The sequence below is a fragment of the Streptomyces sp. NBC_01294 genome (genome assembly GCF_035917235.1).
GTDB lineage: Bacteria > Actinomycetota > Actinomycetes > Streptomycetales > Streptomycetaceae > Streptomyces > Streptomyces caledonius.
Genome location: NZ_CP108423.1, coordinates 2381820 through 2399595 on the forward strand (window position 1 = coordinate 2381820; position 17776 = coordinate 2399595).

Here is a 17776-nt window from a genome sequence, read left to right on the forward strand (position 1 = left end):
CCCTCGTTCATGAGTCTTCGCTGATGGAGGCGGCGCGGCCGTACCACAGGGTGCCCTCGCCGTACTTGCGCGACCGGAGCGGCTCGAAGCCGTCGGGCCACGGGAAGGCGCCGCTCCTGGTGCTGCGCTCCACGGTGACGAGCGCATCGTCCGTGAGCCAGCCATTGGAACGGAGTGTGAGGAGGATCTCCCGGAGGTCGCCGCTGTCCACGGCGTACGGCGGATCCAGGAAGACGATGTCGTACGGGTCCCCGCCGGCCCGGGCCGCCACGATCTGCTCGGCCTTGCCCGCGCGGAACTCGGCGCCGGGCAGGCCCAGCGTGCCGATGTTCTCCCGGATCGCCTTGGCGGCCTTGGCGTCGGCCTCGACGAGCAGGGTGTGGGCCGCGCCGCGGGAGAGGGCCTCCAGGCCGACGGCGCCGGAGCCGCCGTACAGGTCGAGCACCCGGGACCCCTCGACGCCGTGCAGCGACTCCCAGGTGGAGAAGAGGCCTTCGCGCATCCGGTCCGAGGTCGGCCGGGTGCCGGTGCCGGGGGGCACGGCCAGCCGTCGCCCGCCGGCGCTGCCGGCGATCACGCGGGTCATCTGGGGTCCTTCGCTACGACGGTAGGGGGCGTCGCGGAACGACCGCGGCACCCCCCACGATAGGTCGTGCCGCTCAGCCCTTCTCCAGGTACTGCTCGCGCTCGGTGTCGAGCAGGGCGTCGAGCGCGGTCCGCAGGCCCGGCAGCCCTTCGAGCGCGGGGTCCTCGGCCACGACGCGGGTGGCCTCCTCCCGGGCCTGGGCGATGACCTCCTCGTCCTCGATGACGGCGAGCATCCGCAGCGAGGACCGCACTCCGGACTGGGCCTGGCCCAGCACATCGCCCTCGCGGCGCTGCTCCAGGTCGATGCGGGAGAGCTCGAAGCCGTCGAGGGTGGCGGCGACGGCGGCCAGCCGGGCCCGGGCGGGGCTCGCCTCGTGCATCTCGCTGACCAGCAGGCACAGGCCGGGCGCGGAGCCGCGGCCGACACGGCCACGCAGCTGGTGGAGCTGGGAGACGCCGAACCGGTCCGCGTCCATGATCACCATGACGGTGGAGTTGGGGACGTTCACCCCGACCTCGATGACGGTGGTGGCGACCAGCACCTTGACCTCGCCCGCGGTGAAGCGCCGCATGACGTCGTCCTTGTCGGCCGGGTCCATCCGGCCGTGCAGCACCTCGACGCTCAGCCCGGCCAGCGGACCGCGCGTGAGCTGCTCGGCGATCTCCAGCACGGCCAGCGGAGGCCGCCTGTCCCCGTCCTCCTCGGCCGCCTTCTTCTTCTTGGGCTCTTCCTCGCCGTCGCCGATGCGCGGGCACACCACGTACGCCTGGTGACCGTTCTCCACCTCCTCGCGGACCCGCTCCCAGGCACGCACGAGGAAGTGCGGCTTGTCCTGGGCGGGCACCACGTGGGTGGCGATCGGCGAGCGCCCGGCGGGCAGCTGGTCGAGGACGGAGGTCTCCAGGTCGCCGAAGACGGTCATGGCGACGGTGCGCGGAATCGGGGTCGCGGTCATCACGAGCAGGTGCGGGGGCTGCTTCCCCTTGGAGCGGAGCGCGTCGCGCTGCTCCACGCCGAAGCGGTGCTGCTCGTCCACGACGACCAGGCCGAGGTCGTGGAACTGCACCTTGTCCTCGATCAGCGCGTGCGTGCCGATCACGATCCCGGCCTCGCCGGTGACCAGGTCGAGCAGGGCCTGCCGGCGTGCGGGCATCCCCATCGACCCGGTGAGGAGCACCACCTTGGTGCCCTGGTCGGAGCCGCCGAGCATGCCTCCCTCGGCCAGTTCGCCCATCATCTCGACGATGGAGCGGTGGTGCTGCTGCGCGAGCACTTCGGTGGGCGCGAGCATCGCCGCCTGCCCGCCGGAGTCCACGGCGGCGAGCATGGCCCGCAGCGCCACCAGCGTCTTTCCGCTTCCGACCTCGCCCTGGAGGAGGCGGTGCATGGGGTGGCTGGTGGCCAGGTCGTCGAAGATCTCCTTCGACACGTTCCGCTGGCCGTCGGTGAGGGTGAAGGGGAGCTTGGCGTCGAAGGAGTCGAGCAGGCCGCCGGGGACGGGGCGGCGCGGGACGGCCGGGAGCTGGGCGTCGGCATGGCGGCGGCGGGCCAGGGCGACCTGGAGGACGAAGGCCTCGTCCCACTTCAGGCGTTGGCGGGCGTCCTCGATGTCGGCCTTGGTGACCGGCCGGTGGACCTTCAGCAGGGCGTCGGTGAGCGGGACCAGCCCGCGGCCCTCGCGCAGGGCGGCGGGCAGCGGGTCCACGACCTCCTGGGCCCTGGGCAGTACCGCGTCCACGCACTTGGCGATCTTCCAGGACTCCAGCTTGGCGCAGGCCGGGTAGATCGGGATGAGCTGGCTCGCGAAGGCGGCGGCCGCGTCCCGGTCGGAGGCGTCCGCGCCGAGCGGCTCGTAGGCGGGGTGGGCGAGCTGGAGCTTGTTGTTGAACTTCGAGACCTTGCCCGCGAACATCGCGCGGCTGCCGGGCAGCAGGTCCTTGTGCGGCTTGTGGACGCCTGCGCCGAAGAAGACCAGCTGGAGCCGGCCGCTGCCGTCGGTGATGGTGACTTCGAGGCGCTTTCCGCCGCCCCGGCTGCCCTGGTAGGTCAGCAGCCGGGCGTCGGCGACCTGTGCGACGACGGTCACGTGCTCGTCGATCTGGTCGGCGAGTTCGGCCAGGGAGGTCAGCTCGCCGCGCTCGGCGTACCGCCGCGGGTAGTGGTGGAGCAGGTCCAGGGCCGTGTGCAGGCCGAGCTGCTCGGCCAGCACCTTGGCGGTGGCGGGACCGAGCGTCTTCTTGAGGTCTTCGTCGAGCGCGGGCACGTGTTCCATTGCACACCATGGCGCTGACAAGCCCGCTATTCCACCCCGATGAGGAGCGGCGCCGAGTACCGGCCGCCCCGGTAGGTGACGGTGTCCACGGCCAGGTGGCCGTGCTGTACGTACGCCTCCAGGTGCTCGGCGACGGAGTCCGGCACGTCCGGTCCCAGGACCAGGGTGACGAGTTCGCCGCCCGAGCCCAGCATCCGCTCCAGGACGGCCTCGGCGGTCTCGGTCAGGCCCGAGCCGATCACGGCGACGTCGCCGTCGATGAGGCCGAGCACGTCGCCGGCCTGGCAGATGCCGGCCGAGGTGAAGGACTGCCGCTCGGCGAAGGCAAGTTCCCCGTACCGGGTGGCGCCGGCCGCCGCGGTCATGGCGACCACGTCCTCGTCGAAGGTGCCGTCCGGGTCGTGCACGGCGAGGGCGGCCAGGCCCTGGACCACGGAGCGGGTGGGGATCACCGCCACCCGTACGCCGTCGGCGCGGGCCTGTTCGGCGGCCGCGGCCGCGGCCGCGCGCAGTTCGGCGCCGCCCGGCAGGAGCACCACCTCGCGGGCGTGCGCGCGGCGGACGGCGTCGATCAGTTCGGCGACGGCCGGGACCTCGCCGGGGCGCACGAGCACGGTGGTCGCTCCCGCCTCCCCGCACAGCCCGGCCAGTCCTTCGCCGGGGACCAGGGCGACGACGGCCCGCTGGGCGCGTTCGCCCCGCGCCCGGCGCCGTTCGTCCCCGAAGTGCGTGATCCGTATCCGGTAGGGCCGCCCGGCGACGACCCCCGCCTCCACGGCCGCGCCCGGGTCGTCGACGTGGACGTGGACGTTCCACAGTCCGTCGCCGCCGACCACGACCAGCGAGTCGCCGAGCCCGTCGAGCCGTTCGCGCAGCTCCCCGACCGCCGCCTCGGAGGCCTCCAGGAGATAGATCACCTCGTACGCTGGCCCGTCCTCCTGCTGCGCGCAGGGGTCCGGCGACTGCGGCACGGGCACCGCCCGGCCGCGGACGGGTTCGAACGCCGGCTCCTCGCCGGACAGCGCCTGCCACAGGGCCCCGAGTACGGCGACCAGCCCGCAGCCCCCGGCGTCGACCACCCCGGCCCGGCCCAGTGCGGCGAGCTGTCCGGGGGTCTCGGCCAGGGCGGCGCGGGCCCCGTCGTAGGCGGCGCGGGCCACCTCGGCCGCGGTGCCGGCGGCGGCGCCGGCCGCCTCGGCCGCCCGCGCCGCGGCGCCGGCGACGGTGAGCATGGTGCCCTCCACCGGGTGCGCGACGGCCGCGTACGCCTCCTCCGCGGCCCGGGTCAGCGCCCGGGCGAGCAGCCGGCCGGGCCCCGGCTCCCCGGCCCCCTGCTCCGCGGACCCTCGTTCCCCGGTCCCCTGCTCACCGGTCTGCGGCTTCCCGGGCTCGCCCCCGAGTACGTCGGCCACTCCGCGCAGCAGCTGCGCCAGGATCGTCCCGGAGTTGCCCCGGGCCCCGACGAGCGCTCCGTGCGCCCAGGCCCGTACGGCCCCGGACAGGGAGGTCGGCGCTGTGCCGTCGATCACCTTCGCGAAGGCCTCGGCCAGCGCGCGGTCGGCCGATTCGGCGGTGAGGTAGAGGTTCGTGCCGGTGTCCGCGTCGGCGACCGGATAGACGTTGATCGCGTCGATGTCCTCGCGGGCCCGGCCCAGTGCGGCCAGGGCCAGCGAGCTCCAGGTGCGCACCGCTTCGGCGTCGAGCTCGTCAGGGGGCTGCGGCTGCGGCTCGTGCGGCACCGGGTGTTCCTCCTCGTGCGGGCCAGGGTTCACCGCAGGGTAACGAAGGACTGCCCCGGCGTCCGGACCACGGGACGGGGGCAGCGGCGGTCATGGTAGTTTTCTTGGACCGACGCAGTCGTTGTATGCTGCTCCGGTTGCCCGATGAGAGTCGGGCCATTCCCCCGGCAAACCACTTCAGACTCTCTGATTCCGGTGCGCCGGATTCACTGTAATTGCATCTGAAGTCTTTGGAGTGACCTGTGGCTGCCAACTGCGACGTTTGCGCCAAGGGGCCGAGCTTCGGCAACAGCATTTCCCACTCGCACCGCCGCACCTCGCGTCGCTGGAACCCGAACATCCAGCGTGTCCGTGCCGTGGTCAATGGGACGCCGAAGCGCCTCAACGCCTGCACCTCGTGCATCAAGGCCGGCAAGGTCTCGCGCTGACGCCTCACGTCGTAGCGCAGCCCTTCTCGGTTGCCAAAAAGAAGGCCGGTTCACCTCTGGTGAGCCGGCCTTTTGCCTTGTCCGGGACAGCGGACCGGGTTCAGCGCCACCGCCAGGCGTGATCCACCGGGCCGATGCCCCCGCCGAGCGCGAAGCCGGCGGCGATGGCGCCCGTGACGTACTCCTTGGCGGCAGTGACGGCCTCCGGGACGGCCAGCCCCTTGGCCAGGCCCGCCGCGACCGCGCTGGCCAGGGTGCAGCCCGTGCCGTGGGTGTGCCGGTTGTCGTGGCGGGGGGCGCGCAGCCACCGCTCCTCGGTGCCGTCGGTGAGCAGGTCCACCGCCTCGTCGCCGTGCGCCGCGAGGTGTCCGCCCTTGATCAGCGCCCACCGGGGCCCGAGGCCGAGGATCGCGTCGGCGGCCCGCCGCATGTCGTCCTCGGTCTCCACCCGTACCCCCGTGAGCTGGGCCACTTCGTCCAGGTTGGGGGTCGCCACGGTGGCCCGCGGCAGGAGCTCCTTGCGTACGGCGTCCAGCGCGGAGGCGGCGAGCAGCGCGTCCCCGTGCTTGGAGACCCCGACGGGGTCCACGACGGCCGGGGCCGGGGTGGCCGCCAGCAGCGTGGCCACCGTCTCCACCAGGACGGCGGAGGAGAGCATCCCGGTCTTCACGGCCCGGACGCCGATGTCGTCCACGACGGCCCGGTACTGGGCCGTGACGGCCTCGGCGGGCAGCTCCCAGACTCCCCGTACCCCGAGGGAGTTCTGGGCGGTCACGGCGGTCACCACGCTCATGCCGTGCACGCCGAGCGCCAGCATGGTCTTGAGGTCGGCCTGGATGCCCGCGCCGCCGCCGGAGTCGGATCCGGCGACGGTCAGGCACAGGGGCGGGGCGACGTTCGCGCCGCTCACGGCGAGCCCTCCTGGGCGGCCGGGTCGGCCCCGAAGTGGTCCCAGCCGCCGGTGCTGGTCCAGGGCGCGCCGTCCACGGTCACCTGGGGCAGCGCGGAGCGGTTCAGCACCTCGCCGATCACCTTCCAGCGGGCGGGGAGCTTCACGTCGGGCGGGAAGGTCGCCACGATCGCGTGGTCCTCTCCCCCGGTGAGCACCCACTGCAGCGGGTCCACGCCGACGGCCTGCCCGATGTCGTGCATCTGGGTCGGGATGTCGACGGCCGCCGAGCGCAGGTCGATCCGTACCTTGCTGGCCTCGGCGATGTGCCCGAGGTCGGCGATCAGGCCGTCGCTGACGTCGGTCATGGCGGTCGCGCCGAGTCCGGCGGCCGCGGGGCCCGCGTGGTACGGCGGCTCGGGACGCCGGTGGGCCTCCACGAAGGCCCGCGGGGAGCGGAAGCCGCGCGAGAGGACGGCGAAGCCGGCGGCGGACCAGCCCAGCCAGCCCGTGACCGCGACGACGTCGCCGGGCTGGGCGCCGGAGCGCAGGACGGGCTCGTGGTTGCGCAGGTCGCCGAGGGCGGTGATGGCGACGGTGATGACGTCGCCGCGCACCACGTCCCCGCCGACCACGGCCGCGCCGGCGACCTGGCATTCGTCGCGGATGCCGTCCATCAGCTCCGTGGGCCAGGTGACCGGGAGTTCGGCGGGGACGACGAGGCCGAGCAGCAGCGCGGTGGGCACGGCGCCCATGGCGGCGATGTCGGCGAGGTTCTGCGCGGCGGCCTTGCGGCCGACGTCGTAGGCCGTGGACCAGTCGCGCCGGAAGTGCCGGCCCTCCAGCAGGATGTCGGTGCTCGCCACGACCCTCCGGTCGGGCGCCGACACCACCGCGGCGTCGTCGCCCGGTCCGAGCCGGACCGCCGGGGTGGTGGTGAGCCGTGAGGTGAGCTCCCTGATCAGCCCGAACTCCCCCAGCTCGCCCACAGTGCCCTTCATCGCTGTGCCCCTTCTTGCCCAGTCCGCTTGCGGTCGCGAGCCGTCACAGCTCTGGGTACCGTCAACAGATACGTCAACTTCTGCTCCCCGTACGCCCCGCTGTGCGTGGCGCCGGGCCCGTAGGTCTCCCCGCGGCGCACGGCGACGCGGTACCGTGGCGTCCCTTCTTCCCCCGGCCCTGTCCATCGTGTGGGGTCCACCCGAAGATTAGGGGAAATGATCCTCGTGGCCGCCCTGGAGGTTCCGTGGTACAGGCGTACATCCTTATCCAGACCGAAGTGGGCAAGGCGTCGTTCGTCGCCGAGTCCATCGGCCAGATCCCGGGGGTGATCCAGGCCGAGGACGTGACGGGTCCGTACGACGTGATCGTGCGCGCCCAGGCCGACACCGTGGACGACCTCGGCCGCATGGTCGTCGCCAAGGTCCAGCAGGTGGAGGGGATCACCCGCACCTTGACCTGCCCGGTGGTCCATCTGTAGCCCCCGTCTACTCTTGGCCGGTGATGTCCCTCCACCGCCGGCCCCTCCGTGTCCGCACCATGACTGCCGTGGCCGCCGTACTGGCCGCAGTGGCCCTCGCGGCGTGCTCCCCGGGCGGTTCCGAGACCCGGGTGGCTCCTCCGCCCACGCCGCCCGCCGACATCGCGGGGTTCTGTGCAGCCCTGCACGAGGAACTCCCGGAGACGGTGGCCGGCCTGGCGCGGACCACGACCGAACCGGAGTCCGGTCTGACCGCCGCGTGGGGCGGCTCGGCGATCGTACTGCGGTGCGGTATCCCCAAGCCCCCCAAGATGGCGGATCCGGACCAGGAGGGCGTCACCGTGAACGACGTGGCCTGGCTGCTGGAGAAGCTGCCCGACGGCGGTTTCCGGTTCACCACCGGGCTGCGGAAGGCGTACACGGAGGTCCGGGTCGAGAAGGAGCATGCCACGGACGCGGGGATGCTGGTCGGCCTGTCCACGGCGATCGCCGCGACCGTGCCCGAGGGCATCTCCTCCTACTGAGCACCGGGCACACCGCCGCCCGCCGGCCACGCCCCTCGGGGCGGGCCGGCGGGCGGTCTGCTGTACGGGCCCCGAGGGCTAGCGCAGGCCCGTGGAGCGGCGCAGGGCGGCCTGGATCAGGCTGTCCACCAGCTCCGGGTACTCGATGCCCGACTTCTGCCACATCAGCGGGTACATGGAGATCGGCGTGAACCCCGGCATCGTGTTGATCTCGTTGATGACGAAGGTGCCGTCCTCGGTGAGGAAGAAGTCGGCGCGCACCAGGCCCTCGCAGGACGCGGCCTCGAACGCCTCGATCGCGAGCCGCTGCACCTCGGCGGTCTGCTCCGGGGTGAGCGGGGCCGGCACGATCCCGGAGGCGGAGTCGATGTACTTCGCCTCGAAGTCGTAGAAGTCGTGGCTCGACACCGGCGGGATCTCGGCGGGCACGCTCGCGCGCGGACCGTCCTCGAACTCCAGAACCCCGCACTCGATCTCGCGGCCGCGCAGCAGCGCCTCCACGATGATCTTCGGGTCGTGGCGCCGGGCCTCCTTGACGGCGGCGTCCAGGCCGGAGGCGTCGTCGACCTTGGTGATGCCGATGGAGGAGCCGGCCCGGGCGGGCTTGATGAACAGCGGCCAGCCGTGCTCGGCGGCGAAGTCCAGGATCCTGGCCTCGGCGGCGTCCCGGTCGGCTTCCCACTCGCGGGGGCGGATGGTCACGTACGGGCCGACGCGCAGCCCGAAGGACGTGAACACCCGCTTCATGTAGTCCTTGTCCTGGCCGACGGCCGAGGCGAGGACGCCCGAGCCGACGTACGGGACGCCGGAGAGCTCCAGGAGGCCCTGGAGGGTGCCGTCCTCGCCGTACGGGCCGTGCAGCACGGGGAAGACGACGTCGACCTCGCCCAGGGCCTTGGGAACGGCGCCCGGCTCGGTGTAGACGACCTGGCGGCTCGCCGGGTCGACCGAGAGCACGACGGCGCCGTCCTCGGAATCGGCGAGCTCCTCGACGCTCGGGAGCCTTCGGTCGGCGATGGCCATCCGGTCGGGCTCGTCGGCGGTCAGCGCCCATCGGCCGTCCGTGGTGATGCCGATGGGCAGCACCTCGTACTTGGACCGGTCGATGGAGCGCAGCACGGCGCCCGCCGTGACGACCGAGATGGCGTGTTCCGAGCTGCGGCCGCCGAACACGACGGCCACGCGGGGCTTGCGTCCCTGCTGCTCAGGGGTCTGGGGGAGGTTCTCGCTGCTCATATCGCCACGAGAGTACCCGCTCATGCGTCCGGAATGGAGTCAGCGACGTTCCGGTTTGGCGCTGCGGCCCATGAGTTCCTTCAGCGCCACCAGGGTCGGCTTGCCGTGGTGGACGATGTCCACCACGGTGTCGGTGATGGGCATGTCGACCCCGTGGCGGCGGGCCAGATCGGCCACCGACTGGCAGGACTTGACCCCCTCGGCGGTCTGCTTGGTGACCGCGATGGTCTCTTCCAGGGTCATCCCGCGGCCGAGGTTGGTGCCGAAGGTGTGGTTCCGGGAGAGCGGCGAGGAGCAGGTGGCGACCAGGTCGCCGAGGCCCGCGAGGCCGGAGAAGGTGAGCGGGTCGGCGCCCATCGCCACGCCCAGCCGGGTGGCTTCGGCCAGTCCGCGGGTGATGAGCGAGCCCTTGGTGTTGTCGCCCAGGCCCATGCCGTCCGCGATGCCGACGGCGAGGCCGATGACGTTCTTGACGGCGCCGCCGAGTTCGCAGCCGGTGACGTCGGTGCTCGTGTACGGGCGGAAGTATGCGGTGTGGCAGGCGGCCTGGAGGCGCTGCGCGACGGTCTCGTCCACGCAGGCGACGACGGAGGCGGCGGGCTGGCGGGCGGCGATCTCGGCGGCCAGGTTGGGGCCGGTGACCACGGCGATGCGCTCGGCGGGGACCTTGGCCACCTCCTCGATGACCTCGCTCATCCGCTTGGCGGTGCCGAGTTCGATGCCCTTCATGAGGGAGACGAGCACCGTGTCGGGGGCCAGCAGCGGCGCCCACGCGGCAAGGTTGTCGCGCAGGGTCTGGGAGGGGACGGCGAGGACGGTGAAGTCCGCGCCGGCCGCGGCCTCGGCCGGGTCGGTGGTCGCCCGGATGTTCTCGGGGAGTTCGACGTCGGGGAAGTAGTCCGGGTTGGTCCGGCCGGTGTTGATGGCGTCGACCACCTCCCGGCGGCGGCCCCAGAGGGTCACCTCGCATCCGGCGTCGGCGAGCACGATGGCGAAGGCCGTGCCCCAGGAGCCTGTTCCGAAGACGGTCGCCTTCACGGGACGTGTCACTTGTTGCCCTCCCCTGCGGCCTTGCGCCGCTGTTCCGCCCTGGCGTTGCGATGGTCGTACGGCTGCTCGGGCGCGGTCTCTCCCCGCACCTCCTCCAGCAGCCCGGTGATGGCCGCCATGATGACCTCGGTGGCCTCCTTGAGCACTTCGGGGGTGGGTTCCCGGTCGTAGAAGGCGGAGAGGTCCACCGGCGGTCCGGCGAGCACCTGGAGGGTCTTACGCGGGAAGAGCCGGACCTTGTTCTCCCGGGCGTACGGCGGCATCGCCAGGTTCGCGCCCCACTGGGCCACCGGAATGACGGGCGCCCTGGTGATCAGGGCGACCCGGGCGGCGCCGGTCTTGCCGGCCATCGGCCACATGTCGGGGTCCCGGGTGAGGGTGCCCTCCGGGTAAAAGGCCACGCATTCGCCGCGCTCGATCGCGTCCACCGCGGCCCGGAATGCGTCCAGGGCGTTGGTGCTCTCCCGGTACACGGGGATCTGCCCGGATCCGCGCAGGATCGACCCGACAATAGGGACCTTGAAGAGGGCGGCCTTCGCGAGCAATCGGGGGACGCGGCCGGTGTTGTACTGGAAGTGCGCGTAGGAGAGCGGGTCCAGATACGAGTTGTGATTGACGGCGGTGATAAATCCGCCCTCGGCCGGAATGTGCTCGATTCCCCGCCAGTCCCGCTTGAAGAGCACTACCAGCGGCGGTTTTGCGATGACCGCCGCCAGGCGGTACCAGAAGCCGATTCTGCGGCGGGACACTCGGACACCTTCCTCTAGGACCGGTGCGCGGCTTGGGCACCTCGTCGGCCGGACAAGTGTCGCCCCAGGCCCGGTCTCTGTCGAGAACACCGTACGCCCCGCTCAAGCCACCGGACTCCCGGGCCGCCCGGGCGGAGGTGACAATGGGCCGACACATGACCCGGCCATGACCTGACCGTGGGCAAAGAATGTGCCGGAGCGCACCGGAGGGAAGGGGTCGGCCACGAACGCCGTCTGGAGTCTGGTGGTCCCGCTGAAGCCTCTGGCGGTGGCCAAGAGCCGCCTTGCGGCGGCCGTGGGCGCCTCCCGTCCGGGCCTCGCCCTGGCCTTCGCGCAGGACACCGTCGCGGGGGCCCTGGCCTGCACGGCGGTCGCGGATGTGGTGGTCGTCACGGACGACGTCGCGGCCGGTGCGGAACTGGCGCGGCTGGGGGCGCGGATCGTCGCGGACGCGCCTGCGGCCGGGCTCAACGCGGCGCTGGCCCACGGGGCGCGGGCGGCCCGGTCGGGGCGGCCCGGCGCCGCGGTGGCCGCGATGAACGCCGATCTACCGGCGTTGCGGCCCCCCGAATTGCTACGCGTGCTCGAAAACGCCTCGGCATTTCCCCGGGCATTTCTGGCGGATGCGGCCGGAATCGGGACGACCTTGCTTTCCGCCGCGCCGGACGTGGAATTGGCCCCGTCCTTCGGCGGACCGTCCCGGGTCAGGCATTCGGCCTCGGGGGCGGTGGAAATCGCCCTGGCGGACGTCGACAGCGTGCGCCGGGACGTTGACACCGGGGCGGATCTGCGGACGGCGCTCACCCTCGGGGTGGGGCGGCACACGGCCCGATACAGTGCCGGTATGCAGGCGACCGCGTACACGTACGACTCCCAGACCCGCAGCGGCAGTGTGCTGCTGGACGACGGCACCCCGGTGCCGTTCGACGCCCCGGCCTTCGACGCGGGCGGCCTGCGTCTGCTGCGGCCCGGGCAGCGGGTCCGGATCGAGACGGACGGCGAGGGCGCCGGCCGGCGGATCACCCTCGTCACGCTGCAGACCTTCTGACCTTCTGACCTTCTGACCTGCGAAGACCGTCGCGCCCCGGATCGGCCGGCTCGGTCCGGACTGCCTGGACGCACCGCGGGCCGGCCTCCCCGCGGGGGGAAGCCGGCCCGGCGTGTGTGACTCGTGCCCTGCTTCTACTTCTTGCGGGCGGTGGTCTTCTTCGCGGTGGCCTTGCGCGTCGCCGTCTTCTTGGCAGGCGCCTTCGTCGCTGCGGTGACCTTCTTGGCCGCCGGGGCGGTCTTCTTCGCGGTGGCGGTGGTCTTCTTCGCCGCAGCGGTGGTCTTCTTCGCCGTGGCCGTGGCCTTCTTGGCGGTGGCCGTGGCCTTCTTCGCCGTGGCCGTGCTCTTCACCGCGGCCTTCTTGGCGGTCGCGGTGGTCTTCTTCGCCGTGACCTTCTTTGCGACCGCGGTCTTTGCCGCGGCCTTCTTGGCGGTGGTGGCCTTCTTCGCCACGGCCTTCTTGACCGTCGCGGAGGCACCACCCGTGAGGCTGCCCTTGGGCGCCTTCTTCACGGACACCTCGCCGCCCTTGGGCAGCTTCTTGGTACCGCTGACCAGGTCCTTGAAGCCCTGGCCTGCGCGGAATCGGGGTACCGAGGTCTTCTTGACCCGGACGCGCTCTCCCGTCTGGGGGTTGCGGGCGTAACGGGCCGGACGGTCGACCTTCTCGAACGAGCCGAAGCCCGTGACCGAGACCCGGTCGCCCGCGACGGTAGCGCGGACGATCGCGTCCAGTACCGCGTCGACAGCATCCGCGGCCTGCTGGCGGCCGCCCAGCTTGTCGGCAATCGCTTCTACGAGCTGCGCCTTGTTCACGTCTTCCCCTTCGGAGACTTCGCCAGAACGAATGTGTTCAAGCTTATTTCGCACGTTAGGCGGATATATACCGCAAATCAAACACGAAACGGGCTAATCACCCTAGTGCCGCAACGCTGTAGGCCGTTACGGAGTTCCTTCGCATCAGTCGCCTTCAGGGAATCGACCCTCGTCGAGGTCCTTCATCAACCTGTCCAGGCGCCTTGCCGCATCGGCGAGATCATGCTTCGCCGCGGCCGTGACGACCAACAGCTTCCGGGACAGCGCCATCCTTACGCCCTCCGGGACTTGCAGTGAGCGCACCCGTGTGTGTGCTTCTTTCAACCGGTCCGCGACGAGTTCGTAGAGCTCGAGTTGACTGTCGCGTTCCATGCACAGATTGTGCCATCTGGGGCGAGTTGTCGCCTCACGGGGCCTCAACAAACGGCTGTGCCCCCCGCCGTGAGGCGGGGGGCACAGTGTTCTCGATGTGATCACCCGAGGGTGAATAAGCGCTGATCAGGCAGGAATCAGGCCTGAATCGTGCGCGGCTTGAAGGAGGGGCGGCCGCTTTCGTACGTGGCGATGTCCGCTTCGTTCTGAAGGGTGAGCGAGATGTCGTCCAGGCCCTCCAGCAGACGCCAGCGGGCGTTGTCGTCGAGTTCGAACTCCGCGACGACGCCTTCGGCTCGCACCTGGCGGTCGACCAGGTCGACCGTGATCTCGGCCGTGGGGTCGGCCTCGGTCAGCTTCCACAGCTGTTCGACCGTCTCCTGCGGGAGCACGACGGTCAGCAGGCCGTTCTTCAGCGAGTTCCCGCGGAAGATGTCGGCGAAGCGGGAGGAGATGACCGTCTTGAAGCCGAAGTTCTGCAGGGCCCAGACGGCGTGCTCGCGCGAGGAGCCGGTACCGAAGTCGGGGCCGGCGACCAGCACGGTCGCGCCGGCGCGCTCCGGACGGTTGGTGACGAACTCCGGGTCCTTGCGCCAGGCCTCGAAGAGCCCGTCCTCGAACCCGTCGCGGGTGATCTTCTTCAGCCAGTGGGCCGGGATGATCTGGTCGGTGTCGACGTTGCTGCGGCGCAGCGGGACGGCCCGGCCGGTGTGGGTGGTGAAGGCTTCCATGGTTCAGACTCCGGCGGTCGCGGTGGCGTCGGACAGGTCGGCGGGCGAGGCCAGATGGCCCAGTACCGCGGTGGCGGCCGCCACCTGCGGGGAGACCAGGTGGGTCCGTCCGCCCTTGCCCTGCCGGCCCTCGAAGTTGCGGTTGGAGGTGGACGCGGAGCGCTCACCCGGCGCCAGTTGGTCGGGGTTCATGCCCAGGCACATCGAACAGCCCGCGTGCCGCCACTCGGCGCCGGCCTCCTTGAAGACCTTGTCCAGGCCCTCTTCCACGGCCTGCAGGGCGACGCGGACCGAGCCCGGGACGACCAGCATCCGTACGCCGTCGGCGACTTTGCGGCCCTCGATGATCCCGGCGACGGCGCGCAGGTCCTCGATGCGGCCGTTGGTGCACGAACCTACGAAGACGGTGTCGACCTTGATGTCGCGCAGCGGCTGCCCGGCGGTCAACCCCATGTACTCCAGGGCCTTTTCGGCGGCGTGGCGCTCCGAAGCGTCCTCGTACGAAGCCGGGTCGGGGACGCTGGCCGACAGGGGCGCGCCCTGGCCCGGGTTGGTGCCCCAGGTGACGAACGGGGACAGCGTGGTGCCGTCGATGACGACCTCGGCGTCGAAGACCGCGTCGTCGTCGGTGCGCAGGGTCTGCCAGTAGGCGACCGCCGCGTCCCAGTCCGCGCCCTCGGGGGCGTGGTCGCGGCCCTGGAGGTAGTCGAAGGTGGTCTGGTCGGGGGCGATCATGCCCGCCCGGGCGCCGGCCTCGATCGACATGTTGCAGATGGTCATGCGGGCTTCCATCGACAGCTTCTCGATGGCCTCGCCGCGGTACTCCAGGATGTAGCCCTGTCCGCCGCCGGTACCGATCCTGGCGATGATCGCGAGGATCAGGTCCTTGGCGGTGACACCGTCGGCCAGTGCGCCGGTGACGGTGATCGCCATCGTCTTCGGGCGGGCCAGCGGCAGCGTCTGGGTGGCCAGCACGTGCTCGACCTGGCTCGTGCCGATGCCGAAGGCCAGCGCGCCGAAGGCGCCGTGCGTGGAGGTGTGCGAGTCGCCGCAGACCACGGTGGTGCCGGGCTGGGTCAGACCCAGCTGCGGTCCCACGACGTGGACGACGCCCTGCTCGACGTCGCCCAGCGAGTGCAGGCGGACACCGAACTCCGCACAGTTCTTGCGCAGCGTCTCCAGCTGGGCCCGGGAGACCGGGTCCGCGATCGGCTTGTCGATGTCGATGGTGGGGGTGTTGTGGTCCTCGGTCGCGATGGTGAGGTCGAGGCGTCGGACCTTGCGGCCGGCCTGACGCAGGCCCTCGAAGGCCTGGGGGCTGGTCACCTCGTGCAGCAGGTGCAGATCGATGAAGAGGAGGTCGGGCTCGCCTTCGGCGCGCCGGACGACATGGTCGTCCCAGACCTTCTCCGCGAGTGTCCTACCCATCGCTTTCCCTCCGGCCGGCCGGTTGTGCCGGCGCTTCATAGAGATCTTGTGCGCCTGTCGTCCGTACCCCACGTCCCGGACGACGGCTCGGACCCAGTGGTTCGTGGACCCGCACATACAGAGTCTCTGGTTCTTGGAAAAATTGAACTTGCGTTTCACAGTGTGAGACGCGAATATCGTTTCATGGACAACTCTAGCGGCGTCGGCGTTCTCGACAAGGCAGCTCTGGTATTGAGCGCACTGGAGTCCGGTCCGGCCACCCTCGCCGGGCTGGTCGCGGCGACAGGGCTCGCACGACCCACGGCACATCGCCTTGCCGTGGCACTGGAACACCACCGGATGGTGGCGAGGGACATGCAGGGCCGGTTCATCCTCGGACCGCGGCTGGCGGAGCTCGCCGCCGCGGCCGGCGAGGACCGCCTGCTGGCCACGGCCGGACCTGTACTCACCCACCTCCGCGACGTGACGGGCGAGAGCGCGCAGCTCTACCGCCGTCAGGGAGACATGCGCATCTGCGTGGCGGCCGCGGAGCGGCTGTCCGGTCTGCGGGACACCGTTCCCGTGGGCTCGACGCTGCCGATGAAGGCCGGCTCGGCCGCGCAGATCCTGATGGCCTGGGAGGAGCCCGAGCGGCTCCACCGCGGTCTGCAGGGTGCGCGCTTCACGGCGACGGCGCTCTCGGGCGTACGGCGTCGCGGCTGGGCGCAGTCGATCGGCGAGCGGGAGCCCGGCGTGGCCTCCGTCTCGGCGCCGGTGCGCGGGCCCTCGAACCGCGTCGTGGCCTCCGTATCGGTCTCCGGACCGATCGAGCGGCTGACCCGGCACCCGGGCCGGATGCACGCCCAGGCCGTCATCGACGCGGCCGCACGCCTCACGGAGGCCCTGCGCCGCTCCGGCTGAGCACCCTCCCGGCCCGAAGGGCCTCCCCCCGTCCATCCCCCCGGGCCCGGGGGCGCGTACGACGCCGCACACGTCCGAACACGCGCCTCCGGGCCCGCACTTACATCCGCGCCCGGATCCCTGGGGGCAACGCGAAGAGGCCCTCCGCGATGAACGCGGAGGGCCTCTTCGATGCGTACCCCCGACCGGATTCGAACCGGCGCTACCGCCTTGAGAGGGCGGCGTGCTAGGCCGCTACACAACGGGGGCTAGCTGGTGCTGCTGTTACTGCGCTGGGCTACCAGGACTCGAACCTAGAATAAGGGAACCAGAAACCCTCGTGTTGCCAATTACACTATAGCCCAAAGTGGTCTAGACCAGACCAACAGTACCCCCGACCGGATTCGAACCGGCGCTACCGCCTTGAGAGGGCGGCGTGCTAGGCCGCTACACAACGGGGGCCCTAGCGATCCTGCATCAAGACGTCCGGGTGCGACCCTGGAGATCTCGCGGGAAGGATCTGTACCCCCGACCGGATTCGAACCGGCGCTACCGCCTTGAGAGGGCGGCGTGCTAGGCCGCTACACAACGGGGGCAAAGCACTGCGTTACTGCTGCACTGCGCTGGGGTACCAGGACTCGAACCTAGAATAAGGGAACCAGAAACCCTCGTGTTGCCAATTACACTATACCCCACCAAAAGTCAACCCCTTGGCGGGGTTTTCCTTCGGGTGGCGCCTCCGTCCGGCCTTTCGGCCCGCTCCGGCGGCGCAGAAAGAACATTACCGGATGCCTGACCGTGCTCCAAAACGGGTATCCCGTGCCAGCAGCTCCGGGAGCTGGTCGAGGCCCTCGATGCGGTGCACGCCGTCGGGTCCCTCCCCGCGGCCGCCGTCGCGGTCGAGCCAGACGGCCAGCAGTCCGGCGTCACGGGCCCCGCGCGCGTCGATCTCGGGCTGGTCCCCCACGTACGCCACGTCGCCCGGCGGCAGTCCGAGTGCCTCGCACGCGGCCAGGAAGGCCTCCGCCTCCGGTTTGCTGACCCCGAGTTCGACGGCGCAGACCAGCACCTCGAAGCGGTCGCGCAGGCCGAGGTGGCGCAGTTTGGGGTCCTGGTTGACGGCGGAGGAGTTGGTGAGCACCCCGTGCCGGTAGCCGGCCGCGAGGGCGTCGAGGGCGGGCACGACGTCGGGGAAGACGGTCCAGGCCGCCTTGTAGTGCTCGACGTACTGGTCGAACCAGGCGTCGGCCTCGTCCGCGGTCATCCCGGGGTCGTCGAGGAACTCCCGCACCCGGTCCCGCCGCTGCCCCTGGAAGGTGCCCTCCCCCGCGGCGAAGCGCGCCCAGTGCCGGTCGGTGATCTCCCGCCACAGCGCGAGCGCCTGCGCGGAGGTCCCGTACCGCTCCGCGATCCGCGCGGCCGCCAGCTGCCCCGCCAGCCCGACGGCGTCGGCCCCCGTGTAGTCGAAGAGGGTGTCGTCGATGTCCCACAGCACGGCGCGGATCGGCATGGGGCCGAGCCTATGCCCGCGAAGGCGATCGCGGGGG

The 17776-nt window shown here is 71.4% G+C and carries 17 protein-coding genes, 5 tRNA genes and 1 pseudogene; 5 read left to right on the top strand and 18 right to left on the bottom strand.

All coding sequences use genetic code 11. The features are described 5' to 3' along the window. Positions 1 to 7 precede the first annotated feature (7 nt). The 3 genes from rsmD to OG534_RS10470 all read right to left on the bottom strand — a co-directional run bounded on the left by rsmD (position 8) and on the right by OG534_RS10470 (position 4600). The gene (gene rsmD / locus OG534_RS10460; RefSeq protein WP_326587817.1) at positions 8 to 586 is read right to left on the bottom strand and encodes a 16S rRNA (guanine(966)-N(2))-methyltransferase RsmD; all 579 of its coding nucleotides are present in this window, start codon (positions 584 to 586) and stop codon (positions 8 to 10) included. A gap of 73 nt (positions 587 to 659) precedes the next feature. Further along, positions 660 to 2861, bottom strand: coding sequence for an ATP-dependent DNA helicase RecG (gene recG, locus OG534_RS10465; RefSeq protein WP_326587818.1), 2202 nt, complete (start codon positions 2859 to 2861; stop codon positions 660 to 662). Between the two features lie 26 nt (positions 2862 to 2887). Continuing rightward, a complete protein-coding gene (locus OG534_RS10470; protein WP_326587819.1) occupies positions 2888 to 4600 on the bottom strand; it encodes a DAK2 domain-containing protein in 1713 nt (570 codons plus the stop codon). 242 nt (positions 4601 to 4842) lie between these two features. On the opposite strand from OG534_RS10470, the gene rpmB reads away from it, so the two are divergent. Next, complete coding sequence (gene rpmB / locus OG534_RS10475; RefSeq protein ID WP_073911113.1) at positions 4843 to 5028, top strand: 50S ribosomal protein L28; 186 nt, start codon at positions 4843 to 4845, stop codon at positions 5026 to 5028. A gap of 100 nt (positions 5029 to 5128) precedes the next feature. Here rpmB and thiD read toward each other — a convergent pair whose 3' ends face one another. Both thiD and OG534_RS10485 read right to left on the bottom strand, forming a co-directional pair. After that, complete coding sequence (gene thiD / locus OG534_RS10480) at positions 5129 to 5938, bottom strand: bifunctional hydroxymethylpyrimidine kinase/phosphomethylpyrimidine kinase (protein WP_326587820.1); 810 nt, start codon at positions 5936 to 5938, stop codon at positions 5129 to 5131. Further along, on the bottom strand, positions 5935 to 6918 hold the full coding sequence (locus tag OG534_RS10485) for a thiamine-phosphate kinase (RefSeq protein ID WP_326587821.1): 984 nt from the start codon (positions 6916 to 6918) through the stop codon (positions 5935 to 5937). Before OG534_RS10485 ends, thiD begins: the two co-directional genes overlap by 4 nt. A gap of 245 nt (positions 6919 to 7163) precedes the next feature. Here OG534_RS10485 and OG534_RS10490 point away from each other — a divergent pair, with 245 nt between their 5' ends. After that, positions 7164 to 7397, top strand: coding sequence for an Lrp/AsnC family transcriptional regulator (locus OG534_RS10490; protein ID WP_030011290.1), 234 nt, complete (start codon positions 7164 to 7166; stop codon positions 7395 to 7397). Between the two features lie 59 nt (positions 7398 to 7456). Beyond that, complete coding sequence (locus OG534_RS10495) at positions 7457 to 7921, top strand: DUF3515 family protein (protein WP_326587822.1); 465 nt, start codon at positions 7457 to 7459, stop codon at positions 7919 to 7921. 78 nt (positions 7922 to 7999) lie between these two features. Here OG534_RS10495 and OG534_RS10500 read toward each other — a convergent pair whose 3' ends face one another. From OG534_RS10500 to OG534_RS10510, 3 genes are read right to left on the bottom strand one after another with little or no spacing between them, the layout of a single operon-like run. Next, the gene (locus OG534_RS10500; RefSeq protein WP_326587823.1) at positions 8000 to 9157 is read right to left on the bottom strand and encodes a D-alanine--D-alanine ligase family protein; all 1158 of its coding nucleotides are present in this window, start codon (positions 9155 to 9157) and stop codon (positions 8000 to 8002) included. A 39-nt stretch (positions 9158 to 9196) separates the two neighbouring features. Continuing rightward, positions 9197 to 10207, bottom strand: a complete 1011-nt coding sequence (locus OG534_RS10505; protein ID WP_326587824.1) for an NAD(P)H-dependent glycerol-3-phosphate dehydrogenase — start codon at positions 10205 to 10207, stop codon at positions 9197 to 9199. Next, positions 10204 to 10956: a lysophospholipid acyltransferase family protein gene (locus OG534_RS10510; RefSeq protein WP_326587825.1), complete on the bottom strand. Its 753-nt coding sequence runs from the start codon at positions 10954 to 10956 to the stop codon at positions 10204 to 10206. The genes OG534_RS10505 and OG534_RS10510 overlap by 4 nt, the downstream gene beginning before the upstream one ends. Positions 10957 to 11146: 190 nt before the next feature. On the opposite strand from OG534_RS10510, the pseudogene cofC reads away from it, so the two are divergent. Then, positions 11147 to 11800, top strand: a pseudogene (cofC, locus tag OG534_RS10515) (2-phospho-L-lactate guanylyltransferase); the annotation flags it as partial. Between the two features lie 338 nt (positions 11801 to 12138). Here cofC and OG534_RS10520 read toward each other — a convergent pair. The 4 genes from OG534_RS10520 to leuC form a co-directional block, all read right to left on the bottom strand. Beyond that, the gene (locus OG534_RS10520) at positions 12139 to 12819 is read right to left on the bottom strand and encodes an HU family DNA-binding protein (RefSeq protein ID WP_326587826.1); all 681 of its coding nucleotides are present in this window, start codon (positions 12817 to 12819) and stop codon (positions 12139 to 12141) included. Between the two features lie 144 nt (positions 12820 to 12963). Then, positions 12964 to 13191 (bottom strand): hypothetical protein, encoded by a 228-nt coding sequence (locus tag OG534_RS10525; protein ID WP_030009267.1) that lies wholly within the window; start codon positions 13189 to 13191, stop codon positions 12964 to 12966. A 137-nt stretch (positions 13192 to 13328) separates the two neighbouring features. Next, on the bottom strand, positions 13329 to 13922 hold the full coding sequence (leuD, locus tag OG534_RS10530; protein WP_326587827.1) for a 3-isopropylmalate dehydratase small subunit: 594 nt from the start codon (positions 13920 to 13922) through the stop codon (positions 13329 to 13331). 3 nt (positions 13923 to 13925) lie between these two features. Further along, complete coding sequence (leuC, locus tag OG534_RS10535) at positions 13926 to 15350, bottom strand: 3-isopropylmalate dehydratase large subunit (protein ID WP_326587828.1); 1425 nt, start codon at positions 15348 to 15350, stop codon at positions 13926 to 13928. Between the two features lie 183 nt (positions 15351 to 15533). On the opposite strand from leuC, the gene ndgR reads away from it, so the two are divergent. Then, positions 15534 to 16250 carry an IclR family transcriptional regulator NdgR gene (gene ndgR, locus OG534_RS10540; protein WP_007266782.1) on the top strand — a complete coding sequence of 239 codons (717 nt, stop codon included), beginning with the start codon at positions 15534 to 15536 and terminating at the stop codon, positions 16248 to 16250. A gap of 176 nt (positions 16251 to 16426) precedes the next feature. Here ndgR and OG534_RS10545 read toward each other — a convergent pair. The 6 genes from OG534_RS10545 to OG534_RS10570 all read right to left on the bottom strand — a co-directional run bounded on the left by OG534_RS10545 (position 16427) and on the right by OG534_RS10570 (position 17739). Then, a tRNA-Glu gene (locus OG534_RS10545) sits at positions 16427 to 16499 on the bottom strand. Between the two features lie 23 nt (positions 16500 to 16522). Then, a tRNA-Gln gene (locus OG534_RS10550) sits at positions 16523 to 16594 on the bottom strand. Between the two features lie 24 nt (positions 16595 to 16618). Next, positions 16619 to 16691 (bottom strand) — tRNA-Glu (locus tag OG534_RS10555). A 61-nt stretch (positions 16692 to 16752) separates the two neighbouring features. Continuing rightward, positions 16753 to 16825, bottom strand: a tRNA-Glu gene (locus tag OG534_RS10560). A 27-nt stretch (positions 16826 to 16852) separates the two neighbouring features. Next, positions 16853 to 16924 (bottom strand) — tRNA-Gln (locus OG534_RS10565). Between the two features lie 86 nt (positions 16925 to 17010). Then, positions 17011 to 17739 (bottom strand): HAD family hydrolase, encoded by a 729-nt coding sequence (locus OG534_RS10570; RefSeq protein ID WP_326587829.1) that lies wholly within the window; start codon positions 17737 to 17739, stop codon positions 17011 to 17013. Between the last annotated feature and the right edge of the window lie 37 nt (positions 17740 to 17776).

Bases quoted from the DNA above. Each gene is read 5' to 3' on its own strand.
- OG534_RS10570 (WP_326587829.1), bottom strand. From the start codon at position 17,739: ATGCCGATCCGCGCCGTGCTGTGGGACATCGACGACACCCTCTTCGAC.
- rsmD (WP_326587817.1), bottom strand. From the start codon at position 586: ATGACCCGCGTGATCGCCGGCAGCGCCGGCGGGCGACGGCTGGCCGTG.
- recG (WP_326587818.1), bottom strand. From the start codon at position 2,861: ATGGAACACGTGCCCGCGCTCGACGAAGACCTCAAGAAGACGCTCGGT.
- OG534_RS10485 (WP_326587821.1), bottom strand. From the start codon at position 6,918: ATGAAGGGCACTGTGGGCGAGCTGGGGGAGTTCGGGCTGATCAGGGAG.
- OG534_RS10500 (WP_326587823.1), bottom strand. From the start codon at position 9,157: ATGAGCAGCGAGAACCTCCCCCAGACCCCTGAGCAGCAGGGACGCAAG.
- OG534_RS10525 (WP_030009267.1), bottom strand. From the start codon at position 13,191: ATGGAACGCGACAGTCAACTCGAGCTCTACGAACTCGTCGCGGACCGG.
- leuD (WP_326587827.1), bottom strand. From the start codon at position 13,922: ATGGAAGCCTTCACCACCCACACCGGCCGGGCCGTCCCGCTGCGCCGC.
- OG534_RS10495 (WP_326587822.1), top strand. From the start codon at position 7,457: ATGACTGCCGTGGCCGCCGTACTGGCCGCAGTGGCCCTCGCGGCGTGC.
- leuC (WP_326587828.1), bottom strand. From the start codon at position 15,350: ATGGGTAGGACACTCGCGGAGAAGGTCTGGGACGACCATGTCGTCCGG.
- ndgR (WP_007266782.1), top strand. From the start codon at position 15,534: ATGGACAACTCTAGCGGCGTCGGCGTTCTCGACAAGGCAGCTCTGGTA.